At 67.0% G+C, this 12,257-nt stretch carries 12 protein-coding genes; 4 read left to right on the top strand and 8 right to left on the bottom strand.

Going from position 1 to position 12,257, the window contains the following annotated elements:
- Window positions 1–8: 8 nt before the first annotated feature.
- On the bottom strand, window positions 9–1,814 hold the full coding sequence (gene recJ, locus GGR40_RS04760) for a single-stranded-DNA-specific exonuclease RecJ (RefSeq protein WP_429275023.1): 1,806 nt from the start codon (window positions 1,812–1,814) through the stop codon (window positions 9–11).
- A gap of 152 nt (window positions 1,815–1,966) precedes the next feature.
- On the opposite strand from recJ, the gene GGR40_RS04755 reads away from it, so the two are divergent.
- From GGR40_RS04755 to GGR40_RS04745, 3 genes are read left to right on the top strand one after another with little or no spacing between them, the layout of a single operon-like run.
- Window positions 1,967–2,395 carry a flavodoxin family protein gene (locus tag GGR40_RS04755; protein WP_429275022.1) on the top strand — a complete coding sequence of 143 codons (429 nt, stop codon included), beginning with the start codon at window positions 1,967–1,969 and terminating at the stop codon, window positions 2,393–2,395.
- Window positions 2,396–2,408: 13 nt separating this feature from the next.
- A complete protein-coding gene (locus tag GGR40_RS04750) occupies window positions 2,409–3,206 on the top strand; it encodes a hypothetical protein (protein WP_429275021.1) in 798 nt (265 codons plus the stop codon).
- On the top strand, window positions 3,203–3,778 hold the full coding sequence (locus GGR40_RS04745; RefSeq protein WP_429275226.1) for an AHH domain-containing protein: 576 nt from the start codon (window positions 3,203–3,205) through the stop codon (window positions 3,776–3,778). Before GGR40_RS04750 ends, GGR40_RS04745 begins: the two co-directional genes overlap by 4 nt.
- Here the strand turns inward: GGR40_RS04745 and GGR40_RS04740 are convergent.
- The 4 genes from GGR40_RS04740 to GGR40_RS04725 form a co-directional block, all read right to left on the bottom strand.
- Window positions 3,733–4,695, bottom strand: a complete 963-nt coding sequence (locus GGR40_RS04740; protein WP_429275020.1) for an NAD(P)H-dependent flavin oxidoreductase — start codon at window positions 4,693–4,695, stop codon at window positions 3,733–3,735. The two genes, GGR40_RS04745 and GGR40_RS04740, sit on opposite strands and share 46 nt — an antisense overlap.
- A 159-nt stretch (window positions 4,696–4,854) precedes the next feature.
- The gene (locus GGR40_RS04735) at window positions 4,855–6,315 is read right to left on the bottom strand and encodes a hypothetical protein (protein ID WP_429275019.1); all 1,461 of its coding nucleotides are present in this window, start codon (window positions 6,313–6,315) and stop codon (window positions 4,855–4,857) included.
- Between the two features lie 771 nt (window positions 6,316–7,086).
- Window positions 7,087–8,754 carry a 2-isopropylmalate synthase gene (gene leuA / locus GGR40_RS04730; protein WP_429275018.1) on the bottom strand — a complete coding sequence of 556 codons (1,668 nt, stop codon included), beginning with the start codon at window positions 8,752–8,754 and terminating at the stop codon, window positions 7,087–7,089.
- A gap of 280 nt (window positions 8,755–9,034) precedes the next feature.
- On the bottom strand, window positions 9,035–9,355 hold the full coding sequence (locus tag GGR40_RS04725; protein WP_429275017.1) for an I78 family peptidase inhibitor: 321 nt from the start codon (window positions 9,353–9,355) through the stop codon (window positions 9,035–9,037).
- On the opposite strand from GGR40_RS04725, the gene GGR40_RS04720 reads away from it, so the two are divergent.
- Window positions 9,345–9,509, top strand: coding sequence for a hypothetical protein (locus tag GGR40_RS04720; protein WP_429275016.1), 165 nt, complete (start codon window positions 9,345–9,347; stop codon window positions 9,507–9,509). The two genes, GGR40_RS04725 and GGR40_RS04720, sit on opposite strands and share 11 nt — an antisense overlap.
- A gap of 6 nt (window positions 9,510–9,515) precedes the next feature.
- Here GGR40_RS04720 and GGR40_RS04715 read toward each other — a convergent pair whose 3' ends face one another.
- From GGR40_RS04715 to GGR40_RS04705, 3 genes are read right to left on the bottom strand one after another with little or no spacing between them, the layout of a single operon-like run.
- Complete coding sequence (locus GGR40_RS04715) at window positions 9,516–9,773, bottom strand: ATP synthase F1 subunit epsilon (protein ID WP_429275015.1); 258 nt, start codon at window positions 9,771–9,773, stop codon at window positions 9,516–9,518.
- 2 nt (window positions 9,774–9,775) lie between these two features.
- Window positions 9,776–11,233, bottom strand: a complete 1,458-nt coding sequence (gene atpD / locus GGR40_RS04710; RefSeq protein ID WP_429275014.1) for a F0F1 ATP synthase subunit beta — start codon at window positions 11,231–11,233, stop codon at window positions 9,776–9,778.
- A gap of 24 nt (window positions 11,234–11,257) precedes the next feature.
- Entirely contained in the window at window positions 11,258–12,133 is an 876-nt protein-coding gene (locus tag GGR40_RS04705; RefSeq protein ID WP_429275013.1) for a F0F1 ATP synthase subunit gamma, read from the bottom strand.
- Window positions 12,134–12,257 lie beyond the last annotated feature (124 nt).

Below are 12,257 nucleotides of genomic sequence, written 5' to 3'. Positions count from 1 at the left end.
CTTCGGTTTCAGTCGCAGAATGCAGCATCGTCGAGGTGCAGTTCGGCGGCGGGGCGGCTGCCCCAGTCGTCGATCTTCGCCCGCCCGGCCAGCCACAATTTACGACCCTGCGCGGCATGGAGCAGGGCCTGCCCCATGTCGCTTTCGGCGCTGCGAAAGGCCATCGCCTTGAACCGCCCGCCGTCCGGGCCGGACACGATCAGCCGAACGTGATCGGCGCCCACGATGTCGGCCTTGACGATGCGCACCGGGCCGACAGCAACGCGCGGGCCGGGCCACCCCATGCCATAAGGCCCGGCGCTTTCCAGCGTCTCCACCAGCGAGGGCACCAGGCCCCCCGGCGACAGCGCAAGGTCGAGCAGCATGTGCCGGTTGGCATCGGCGCGCGTCACGTCTGCGGCCAGCCGTTCGTCCAGCCACTGCGACAGGGCTTCCAGCTTGTCTGGCGTGATGGTGAGGCCGCAGGCCATGGCGTGGCCGCCGCCCGCCACCAGCAGGCCCGCCTCGCGCGCGGCGATGATCGCGGCGCCCAGATCGACGCCGGGGATCGAGCGCCCCGAACCCTTGCCGTTGCTATTGCCGTCTTCCTCCGCACCCATGGCGATGACCAGAGTGGGCTTGCCGGTCTTTTCCTTGATCCGTCCCGCAACGATGCCGATCACGCCGGGATGCCAGCCTTCGCCCGCGCAGACGATGACGGAGCGGTTGTGCTGCCGCTCGATCTGGCCTTCCGCCATTTCCTGCACCGCCTGCTCGATGGCGCGGCGTTCGTCGTTGAGGCGCGAAAGCTGGGCGGCGATGTCGCGCGCCTCGTCCGCGTCGGTCGTCGTCAGCAGGCGCACGCCCAGCGTTGATTCGCCCACGCGGCCCCCGGCATTGATGCGCGGCCCCAGCGCGAAGCCCAGGTCGCTGCAGGTGGGCGCGCGGCCCAGTCGGCTGGCGTCGATCAGCGCCGACATGCCGATGTTGTCGCGCCGCGCCATGACCTTGAGCCCCTGCGCCACCAGCGCGCGGTTGAGGCCGTGCAGCGCCGCAACGTCCGCCACCGTGCCCAGCGCGACGAGGTCGAGCAGCGCGAACAGGTCCGGCTCGCGCCGCGTCTCGAAATAGCCGCGCCGGCGCAGCGTACGCACCGTGGCTACTGCCAGCAGGAACGCCACGCCCACCGCCGCAAGATGCCCGTGAGCGGCGGCAAGCTCTTCCTCGTCGAGGCGGTTGGGGTTCACCAGCGCGGCGGCGCGGGGCAGTTCGGGCGAGCACTTGTGGTGGTCTACCACGATCACGTCCACGCCCGCCGCGTGCGCCATGTCCAGTGCTTCGTGCGCCATGGCCCCGCAATCGACGGTGACGATCAGGCTGGACCCTTCGCCCGCAATCCGCACCAGCGCTTCGCCGGAAGGACCATAGCCTTCGAGCAGCCGGTCAGGGATATAGTAGCGCGCTTCGTGACCCAGGCCCCGCAGCAGCAGGATCAGCAGCGCCGCGCTGGTCGCGCCGTCGACGTCGTAGTCGCCGTAGACGGTGACCGTCTCGTTGGTCATGACGGCCTGCGCGACTCGTTCCGCTGCCGCGTCCATGTCGCGGAAGGCCGAAGGGTCGGGCAGGAAGGCGCGCAGCGACGGGGTGCGGTGGCGCTCCAGATCGTCGCGGGCGACCCCGCGCGACAGCAGCAGTTGCGTGACGATGTCGTCTTCGAGGCCGGCAGGACCGCCGCCGAAACGGTCGGACAGGTCCATGTTGCCGCCACGCCAGCGCCAGGCCTTGCCGGACAGCGAGCGGTCGATCCCGAAGACGGAGGCGGATCGTGATTCCATGTCGCCCGTTACCCGACCTTGCCATGCCGGTGCAATGCACGGCAGGCAGTTCGCGGCGGACCCGCTTGCGCTATGGTGAGCCAGGCCGGCGAAAGGGGACCGATTCCTTGCTTGCGATAGTGTGGCACAGTCGAACCGGCGCGGCGCGCGCCATGGCAGAGGCGATGCACGCCGGAACGGATGGATCTTCGCGCCTGATCGCCGCAATGGATGTAACGGTCGAAGATCTGTTTGGCGCGGCGGGCTATGCTTTCGTGTGTCCGGAGAATCTCGGCACGATGACCGGCATGATGAAGGAGATGTTCGATCGCTGCTATTATCCGCTGCTGGGCCGCATCGAAGGGCGCGCCTATGTCACCGCTATCGCAGCGGGGTCCGACGGGCAGGGCGCGCAGGCACAGATCGATCGCATCGTCACCGGCTGGCGGCTGAGGCGCGTGGCCGATCCGCTGATCGTCAACCTTGCCGCACAGACGCCTGAGGCGATCCTTGCGGACAAGCGCGTGCCGCAGGCTGGGCTGGACGCAGCCCGCGAACTTGGCGAAGCCGTTGCGCAGGGCCTGAGATTGGGAATTTTCTGAAGGGGTTTTCACAGTGCCGACGGGACTCGACGCTACGCTGGAAATGGTGCCTATTCGCCCGATGCAGCACGATGAACGCATTACCGGTCTCACCCTGACGTTTCGCGCGGGGGAACGGCCTGACGCCGATGCGATCGCGCGCGTCATCGCGGCATCGCGCGAGGCGGGGCTGCCCGCCAGCATCAGCCACCGGCCCCCGGGGGCGGCGCACTGGCTGGAACTGCTCGCCAGCGGCCTGACCTTTGACCTAAACGGACTGGCGCCGGGGGCGCCGGGCCCGGTCGCGAATTCGCAGCAGGAATGGGGGTTCGAAGGCAGCGGTCCGGTCGGAGGAGAAACGATCGAACTCGTTCCTTCGGGGCACATCGCGGGCGGTGCCGGGATTCTGCCGGTGCTCCGCACGATGATGGGGCTGGCGGCCAACCTGGTGCTGGAACTGCCGGTGCAGTCGGTCGGCTGGGGCGCTGCGCAAACGGCGATGGAGCCGCGCTATTTCTGCCGCGCGGTGCTGAACTGGCTGGGCGGCGGCCCGTTTCCCGGGCTGGGGCTGACCGCCCTGCTGCCGGCGCAGGACGGCAGCATCGCCAGCCGGGGCCTTGCGCATTTCACCGGGCAGGAAATGCAGCTTGAAGGGCGCGCAGGCGAAGCGCCTGCCGACACCGCCAAGCTTGCCGTCCGCGTCATCGACCGGCTGGTGACCATGGGGCGGCTGGCCGCGCCCGTGCGGATCGATGCAGGCGACCAGATCCTGACAGCGGAGCCATCACAGGTGGGCAGGCTGGTGCTGGTCTGGCGTGAGGGCCGCGGCTGAGCGCGATCCGGCGTCCTCTCTCCTTTCGCGCCATCAACCGCAGCGGCGCTCCCGGCTACGACCCCGGCCTTCAGCGGCATCACCTGCTGCCGCGTCAGTTGCTGAGCCGCGCTGCCTTCGCGCGAATGTTCGACGGGATCGGCAGCCATCGCTACCGGTTCGAGGATTTCCGTGCAAACGGCCTGCTGCTGCCGTGCGACGAACCCGCAGCGCTGCGCATGGGCCTTCCGCTGCACCGGGGGCCGCATCGCCTCTACAGCCAGCTGGTTGTAGAGCGGGTCAGCCAGATCGAAAGCACCTGGGCCATGCAGGCGCCGCGCAACCCGCAGGCCGCCGCCGTGCAGGCGCACATGCGGCTGGACCTGCTCCAGCGTGCCTTGCGCCGCTACCTGCTGGATGGTCGCAGACGGCGGCTGACGCTTAACCGCAACGATCCGTTGGGGGCGGGGGTGGACTTCACCGAACTGGATGCCATGGTCGATGCGCTCTGGGACGTGACCCGCAGCGCGGCCCGCGTGGTACCCGTTCAGACCATGCCGGCGCGCGCATGCAGTTCCTCACGAGCTGATTGATACTGCGTCACCAGCGTTTCGACCCGCCGGGCCACCGGCTCCACCGCTTCGACCACGCCGATGCCTTGCCCTGCGCCCCAGATGTCCTTCCATGCCTTGGCCGCAGTGGTGCCGCCCGATCCGAAGTCCATCTGGCTCTTGTCGCCTTCGGGCAGCGCATCGGGGTCCATGCCCGCCGCCGTGATCGAGGCGCGCAGGTAATTGCCGTGAACCCCTGTGAACAGGTTGGAGTAGACGATCTGCGAGGCGTCGCCGTCGACGATGGCCTGCTTGTAGCCGGCCGAGGCGTTCGCCTCCGTTGTCGCGATCCAGGGCGTGCCGACATAGGCGAAATCCGCACCCATTGCCTGCGCCGCCAGGATCGAGCGACCGCACGCGATCGCGCCCGAAAGCGCCACCGGGCCATCGAACCACGCGCGAATCTCCTGCATCAGCGCGAACGGTGACTGCGGTCCGGCATGGCCGCCCGCTCCCGCTGCGACGGGGATAAGGCCATCGGCGCCCTTTTCGATGGCCTTGCGCGCGAACCTGTCGTTGATGACGTCGTGCAGCACCATGCCGCCCCAGTCGTGCACCGCGTCGTTGACCTCGACATTGGCGCCCAGCGAGGTGATGACGAGGGGCACCTTCCACTTTCCCAGAACTGCCAGATCCTCTTCCAGCCGCTGGTTGGTGCGGTGGACGATGAGGTTGACGGCAAACGGCGCGGCGCTGCCGGCGGTCGCTTCGGTGATCTGGTGAAGCCACTCGTCCAGCTGCGCGGCGGGGCGAGCATTGAGCGCCGGAAAGCTGCCAACGATGCCGCTCTGCACCTGAGCGATGACGAGTTCGGGGTTGGAGACGATGAACATCGGCGCCGCGATCACCGGCAGGCGCAGGGATTCGAACAGGGCCGAATGCTGAGGGGGGATGGCCATCTCTTCTCCGTTTAATCGTGTGATTAAACGCAGGCATAATCGAAAGGAGGCGGCTCCGGCAAGAGCCGCCTCCTCCCCCCGTTGCGTCACCGCATCGGGGGCGCAGCGTGTCCCCCCTGGGGGAGGGCAACAGAGCGGAAGGACACGCGGGCCTTCATCTCAGTTGCCCGAGCCGCTGACAGGCAGCCCCCCGACAAGTCCGGTGACAAGACCAGTAATGGGTGCCAGCGCGTTGCCCGCACCTGAGCCGCCGCCCAGCAGCCCGCCGACCAGTCCTCCACCAACAGTGGCGCTGCCTTCCGCGCTGCCGCTGACGGTGAGGCTGCCGGTGATGCCGCCGACAAGGCCGGCGACGGGCGCCAGCAGGTTGCCTGAACCGGACGTGCCGCCCAGCAGGCCGCTCACCGCGTTGGTGGCGGGGGCAAGGACGTCGCCGCCTGAGCCGCCGCCCACCAGTCCGCCGCCCAGCAGGCCGGTGACGACGCCCGTGACAGGAGCCAGGGGCGATCCGGTTCCGCCCAAGCCTCCGCCGACCGGACCGACGACGCCGCCAACCGCTCCATTGAGCGTGTCCAGCACCGGCGACGCCACGGCATCGACCACGCCCGTGACCGGGGCGACGACGGGCGCCAGGCCATCGGTCAGCTGCGTCACGCCGCTGCCGATCTGCTCACCCAGCAGCGCGCCTGTCAGTGTGCCGACGGGGGCCAGTCCTTCGGCCACTGCCGTCGCGGTGGTGGGCAGCGCCACGTCCACGACCGTGTTGCCGGACAATACGTCGGCAGTGACCAGCGTGCCGGATACCGATCCGGCCTCGTTCGCCAGAACGTTGGCGCCGATCAGCGTGCCTGCGGTGCTCGGCCCGGTCAGGCCGTTTCCGCCCACATCCGCGCCGACCAGCGGGCCGGTATACGTGGGTGCCGTGCCCGAAGCGCCGCCCGGCAGCGCGCCGGTTAGGCCGTCGACCAGTCCGCCGAGTTGTCCGGTTACGGGTGACAGCAGTCCGCCGTCGCCGACGACCGGTGCCAGCACGCCGTTCACCGTTCCCAGCAGCGGAGTGGTCACGCCGCTGACGGTGGATGTCACGGCGGCCACGGTGGGCGAAAGGCCGTCCGTTACGGTGTTGACCGTGGCGCCTGCCTGCGGGCCAAGCAGGGCCCCGGCAAGCGCGCCAGCCGGGGCAAGCGCCTGCTGGGTCTGCTGCGGCGTCGTCGGCAGCGTGACGCCAAGGACGGTGCCGTCGCCGCTCAGGACGTCGACCGCGACATTGGCCGTGGACTGCCCGGCCGTCGGCGGGGCCACGTTGACGTCGATCAGCGTTCCCGATCCGCTCTGCCCCAGGATCGGGGTGCCGCCGATGCTGACGCCCGCCGCAGGGCCGGTGTAGCTGGTGGTCGTGGGAGTGGGGGTAGGCGTCGGGGTAGGCGTGGGTGTTGGAGTAGGCGCAGGGCTGGGGGTTGGCGTTGGTGCCGGGCTGGGTGTCGGCGCGGGAGTGGGGATGCCGCCGGGGCCGGTGTTGAAGCCGCCGCTGTCCGCACACGCGCCGAGCATGAGCAGCGGAATGGAAACGGCGCACAGCAGCGCGTGCCGGGCAATTCGTCGTGAAGTGATGGTTGTCATGTTGTCCTCCATGAATGCTCTGTGCGGGAGAGCCTATGCCGGAGCCGGGCAGCCGGCGCGGCCAGACGCAGCCGCGCTGGCGGCTTCGCAAGCGGCACCGGAAAGCGGCGCATGGAAGATCGCCGGCGCGGGAACGCGCGGAAGGTCGCTGCTGCCCCGATGCCCGAAAAAGCAGGAATGGAGGCGGGGAGGATACGCAAAGAGGGGGCTGAAGCGCGCAAATTGGCCTTGCAGCGGTTGCCGCCGCTCCGGCAGCGATTGCAAATTCCTCCTCGAGCGGCGCTGGGAGAGGAATGCGCGCGGGGCATCGTCCGCTGGCGAGTGCGGGCTTTACGCCAAGGGTAGAACGCGGACGGGTGCGGTCGGCGCGTGTTGGGTCGCCGGCGTCAGGCGACAGTGCCGGGTGCTGCCTTCATGTGCGAATGGCCGGGAGAGGGGCAGACCAGCTTAGGTCACTCTTCCGGCGCGGCCCTTCGGTGCGCGGGGATGATGGTGCGGGCTCGCGTCCTTGCCATCGACCCTAAGGGCATACCCTTAATTCATCCGTGCATCCGGTAGTGTGGCTTTGTCCGGGTTTCCACGACCGGACGCCGACCGCGTGCGAGGATGAGGAACATCAGCTTCACGCCCTCGCCCCGCCGCTGCCAATCCGAAGACTGACAATGCGCATATAACCTAAATGGTTATTAAAGTCAAGTCGAAGGCTGTCCAAACGAAGACGCCCGCCGGATTGCTCCGGCAGGCGCTTCGTGTTCAAACCTCGAGTTAGCCTCAGGCCGCGTTGGCGGCGCTCAGGACGGCGCGGACGCTGGCCGTGGCGACGTCTTCGTCGATACCCACACCCCAGACGGTGCAGCCATCGGGCAGGGTGCATTCAACGTAGGCGGCAGCGCGCGCGTCGCTGCTGTGGCCCATCGAATGCTCGGCATAGTCCTTGACGTCAAGGCTGACACCGAAGCTTTCGGCCAGTGTCGCGGTCACCGACGAGATCAGACCGTTGCCCTTGCCGGACACTGACTGCTCCTTGCCTTCGACACCGATCTTACCGGCAAAGACACGAGTGTTGTCAGGGCCCTTCGCCTCGTCCCAGTCGATCAGCTGGAAGCGCTGTTCGCCGTTCAGGCGGTAGGCCTTCTGGAACACGTCCCAGATGTCGCCGGCCTGCAGCTCGCGGCCGAGTTCGTCGGCCAGTTCCTGCACGTGCTTCGAGAAGTGGGCCTGCATCCGCTTGGGCAGCTTGAGGCCCTGGTCCTGCTCGATCACCCAGGCAAAGCCGCCCTTGCCGGACTGCGAATTGACGCGGATCACGGCTTCGTAGCTGCGGCCCAGATCCGCGGGGTCGATCGGCAGGTAAGGCACGGCCCAGACCTGATCGTTGCGCTTTTCCTGCGCCGCAAAGCCCTTCTTGATCGCGTCCTGATGCGATCCGGAGAACGCGGTGAAGACCAGTTCGCCGCCATAGGGGTGACGCTCCGCGACCTTGAGCTGGTTGCAGTATTCCACCGTCTGGATCACTTCGTCGATGTCCGAGAAGTCCAGCTCAGGGTTCACGCCCTGCGTGTACATGTTCATCGCAACCGTCACCAGGCAGCAGTTGCCGGTGCGTTCGCCATTGCCGAACAGGCAGCCCTCGACACGATCGGCGCCGGCCATCAGTCCCAGTTCCGCAGCCGCGACGCCGGTGCCGCGATCGTTGTGGGTGTGCAGCGAGATGACCGCGCTTTCGCGATTGGGCAGGTTGCGGCAGAAATATTCGATCTGGTCCGCGTAGATGTTCGGCGTTGCCGCCTCGACCGTCGCGGGCAGGTTGAGGATGATGGGGTTGTCCGGCGTGGGCTGCAGGATGTCCATCACCGCCGCGCAGCATTCGATGGAGAAATCGAGCTCGGCGGTGGAGAAGGTCTCCGGGCTGTATTCGAAGTGCCACTTCGTTTGCGGATACTTCGCGGCCTGATCGCGCAGGATCTTCGCGCCGGTTTCCGCGATGCCGCGGATTTCATGCCGCTCCATCCCGAACACCACGTTGCGCCACAGCGGCGACACGGCGTTGTAGAGGTGAACGATGCCCGCAGGGGCGCCGGCCAGGCTTTCGAAGGTACGCTCGATCAGATCCTGGCGCGACTGGGTCAGCACCTGCACCAGCACGTCCTCGGGAATGCGATCCTGATCGACGAGGCCCCGGATGAAGTCGAACTCGGTCGCGCCGGCGCTGGGGAAACCAACCTCGATTTCCTTGAGGCCGACTTTGACAAGCAGGTCGAAGAAGCGGTTCTTCTTCTCCGCACCCATCGGATCGATCAGGGCCTGGTTGCCGTCACGCAGATCGGTGGAGAGCCAGCGCGGCGCCTTGGTGATGACCTGCGAGGGCCATTGGCGATTCGGCAGGTCGATCTGCGGAAAGGGGCGATACTTGACCGAAGGGTCTTTCAGCATGGTCATGGGGTATTCTCGCTCGGTAATTCAGTCTGCAGGCAAAGTCGGTTCAGGTCCCCTTGAGCGCCGAGCGCGCCGCAGGCCGACGCACTACTTCACGCCCAAGGGCGGATAAGTCGCAGGGTAAGGCCGAGCAGAAGGTTCATGACGCAGCGTATGAGCATCCGGCAGCGTGATGTAAAGGGGCAATGCGGTCTGGCCGGCAATTCGACTGCGAGCGGCGCGGGGTAAGCGCGCCGCCGCAGCAGGCAGACCGGCGCCGGACTTGCCGGAAATTGCTGGAGGCTCAGGAGCAGGCGAAGCGCGTTATCGTGCCGGCATCGTCCACCGAGACGTTCAGGCGTTCGGCGCGATAGTCCATGGTGACGGCGGTGCCCGGCTTCAGCACGCGCATGGGCTCGTCGCCGTGGCGGGCGCGGATCGCGGCGATGACATCGTCGGTGGCCTTCTTTCCGATGTAGTCGGCGAACTTCTCGGCGCCGCACGACGTGCCTTCGGCGACACCTGCGGTCGGCGGGGGCGGGGTAGTGTCGGCGGGCGGGGTCTGTGCCGAACAGGCGGCCAGGGTCGCGAGAAGGGCGGAAGCGGCGAGGGGCTTGAACGACATGATGGTCTCCTTTGCCCGAACATGGCCGGGCGATGCTGAATACACGATCAATGACGGAGACGTCGCGGCCAAGCCTTTTTCGCAGGGTGGCGGGGAGCGGATGCAAAAAGGGCGCCGCCGGTTTCCCGACGACGCCCCTTTCGGTTTGCTTTGACGAAGATCAGCCTTCGACGTGCTCGGCCAGCACGGTCAGGCCCTTGTCACCCACTTCGGCGAAACCGCCGGTGATGCGGATTTCCTCAGGCGCGCCGTTCTCGGTCCGGTAGACCTTGAGGGCACCGTCGGCGATCGTCGACATGAAGGGCGCGTGGCCCGCCAGCACGCCGAACTCGCCTTCCGTGCCGGGAACGACCACCATGTGGACCTCCTCGGAACGAACCAGCTTCGCAGGCGTGACGAGTTCGAAGTGCAGGGGCATGATCAGGCGTCCGCCGCCAGCTTCTTGGCCTTCTCGACTGCTTCGTCGATGCCGCCGACCATGTAGAAGGCAGCTTCGGGCAGGTGGTCGTACTCACCGTCGACGACAGCCTTGAACGACTTCACGGTGTCTTCCAGCTGGACGAACTTGCCCGAGATGCCGGTGAACACTTCGGCGACGTGGAACGGCTGCGAGAGGAACTTCTGGATCTTGCGGGCGCGGGCGACCGTGATCTTGTCCTCTTCCGACAGCTCGTCCATGCCCAGGATCGCGATGATGTCCTGCAGCGACTTGTACTTCTGCAGGGTTTCCTGGACGCGGCGCGCGGTCTGGTAGTGCTCGGCACCGACGATGCGCGGCTCAAGCACGCGCGAGGTCGAGTCGAGCGGGTCGACTGCCGGGTAGATGCCCAGCTCCGAGATCGCGCGGTTCAGCGTGGTCGTCGCGTCGAGGTGCGCGAACGAGGCTGCCGGTGCCGGGTCGGTAAGGTCGTCCGCGGGGACGTAGATCGCCTGGACCGAGGTGATCGAACCCTTGGTGGTCGAGGTGATGCGCTCCTGCAGCGCGCCCATGTCGGTCGACAGGGTCGGCTGGTAGCCCACGGCCGAGGGAATACGGCCCAGCAGAGCCGACACTTCCGCGCCCGCCTGCGTGAAGCGGAAGATGTTGTCGACGAAGAACAGGACGTCCTGCCCTTCCTGGTCGCGGAAGTATTCGGCCATGGTCAGGCCCGAGAGGGCGACGCGGGCACGGGCGCCCGGGGGCTCGTTCATCTGGCCGAAAACGAGCGCAACCTTCGAACCGTCCGAAGTGGCGTTGCCTTCGGCGTCCTTGGCGATGACGCCGGCGTCGAGGAATTCGTGGTAGAGGTCGTTACCTTCGCGGGTGCGTTCACCGACGCCGGCGAACACCGACACCCCGCCGTGGCCCTTGGCGATGTTGTTGATCAGTTCCTGAATGAGAACCGTCTTGCCAACGCCGGCGCCGCCGAACAGGCCGATCTTGCCGCCCTTTGCGTAAGGGGCGAGAAGGTCGATGACCTTGATGCCGGTGACCAGGATCGCCGCTTCGGTCGACTGGTCGATGAATTCGGGAGCCTTGGCGTGGATCGGGGCGAACATGTCCGAACCGATGGGGCCACGCTCGTCGATCGGGTCGCCGACGACGTTCATGATGCGGCCAAGCGTCTTGGGGCCAACCGGCACCGAGATCTGCTTGCCGGTGTTCGACACGGGCTGACCGCGGGTCAGGCCGTCGGTGCCGTCCATCGCGATGGTGCGCACGGTGTTCTCGCCGAGGTGCTGGGCGACTTCGAGAACCAGCTTCTGGCCGTTGTTCTCGGTCTCCAGCGCGGAGAGGATGGCAGGCAGTTCGCCTTCAAAGGTCACGTCGACGACAGCGCCGATGACCTGGCTGATCTTGCCGTTGGTGGTGAGGTTGAGCACGGGTGCAGTGGCCATTTCGGTTTCCTTAGCCTGCGGTTCTTAGAGCGCTTCCGCGCCCGCGATGATTTCGACGAGTTCGGTGGTGATCGCAGCCTGACGGGTGCGGTTGTAGACGATCGTCAGCTTCTTGATGAGGTCGCCGGCGTTGCGCGTGGCGTTGTCCATCGCCGTCATCGACGCACCCTGTTCGGACGCGGCGTTTTCGAGCAGCGCACCGAACAGCTGCGTGCGCAGGTAACGCGGCAGCAGGGCGGCGAGGATTTCCTCTTCGTCCGGCTCGTACTCGGTGACGGCATCGGCAGCCGGGGCAGCCGCCTTGGGGGCGGGAACCGGGATGATCTGCTGGTCGGTCGGTTCCTGCAGCAGAGCCGAACGGAACTTCGAGTAGAACAGGTGCGCCACGTCGAACTTGCCCGCGTCGTACAGCGCGACGAGTTCATCGGCGATGCGCTCGGCCTCGTTGAAGCCGGGGTCGCGCACGTCGGTGGTGTCGAACATGTGGGCGATCTGGTTCGGGTATTCGCGGCGGATCACCGCGCGACCCTTGCGGCCGACGAGGTAGAACAGGACGGTCTTGCCCTGCGCTTCCAGTTCGCGTGCCTTGACCAGAGCGGCCTTGACGATGTTCGAGTTGAACGCGCCTGCCAGACCCTTGTCCGAGTTCATCACGACAAGGAGATGCACCTTGTCGCTGCCGGTGCCGGCGAGCAGCTTGGGGCTGTTCTCGGAGACCGTGATCTTCGAGGCGAGCGAGCCCATCACTTCGGCCAGACGCGCGGCATAGGGGCGCGCGGCCTCGGCGGCGGCCTGCGCCTTGCGCAGCTTGGCCGCGGCGACCATCTGCTTGGCCTTGGTGATCTTCTGGGTCGACTTGACCGAGTTGATGCGGCCTTTGAGTTCCTTGAGCGAAGCCACTCGTTGTTCCTCGTTGCGTCGTCCCGGACCTGATCCGGGACCGGTGGCGGTCTTTAGGCCGAACCTCTCTTGCGAGGGTGCTTCAAGACCGCCTGCGATCCCGGCTTTCGCCGGGATGACGGTT

This window comes from Novosphingobium gossypii (assembly GCF_050433305.1).
Taxonomy (GTDB): Bacteria; Pseudomonadota; Alphaproteobacteria; order Sphingomonadales; family Sphingomonadaceae; genus Novosphingobium; species Novosphingobium gossypii.
The sequence above is the reverse complement of the archived record's forward strand: the minus strand, read 5'-3'. Positions and strand labels throughout refer to the sequence as shown.

Bases quoted from the DNA above. Each gene is read 5' to 3' on its own strand.
- GGR40_RS04725 (WP_429275017.1), bottom strand. From the start codon at position 9,355: ATGTCGTTCAAGCCCCTCGCCGCTTCCGCCCTTCTCGCGACCCTGGCC.
- GGR40_RS04715 (WP_429275015.1), bottom strand. From the start codon at position 9,773: ATGCCCCTGCACTTCGAACTCGTCACGCCTGCGAAGCTGGTTCGTTCC.
- atpD (WP_429275014.1), bottom strand. From the start codon at position 11,233: ATGGCCACTGCACCCGTGCTCAACCTCACCACCAACGGCAAGATCAGC.
- GGR40_RS04755 (WP_429275022.1), top strand. From the start codon at position 1,967: ATGGCAGAGGCGATGCACGCCGGAACGGATGGATCTTCGCGCCTGATC.
- leuA (WP_429275018.1), bottom strand. From the start codon at position 8,754: ATGACCATGCTGAAAGACCCTTCGGTCAAGTATCGCCCCTTTCCGCAG.
- GGR40_RS04740 (WP_429275020.1), bottom strand. From the start codon at position 4,695: ATGGCCATCCCCCCTCAGCATTCGGCCCTGTTCGAATCCCTGCGCCTG.
- GGR40_RS04735 (WP_429275019.1), bottom strand. From the start codon at position 6,315: ATGACAACCATCACTTCACGACGAATTGCCCGGCACGCGCTGCTGTGC.
- recJ (WP_429275023.1), bottom strand. From the start codon at position 1,814: ATGGAATCACGATCCGCCTCCGTCTTCGGGATCGACCGCTCGCTGTCC.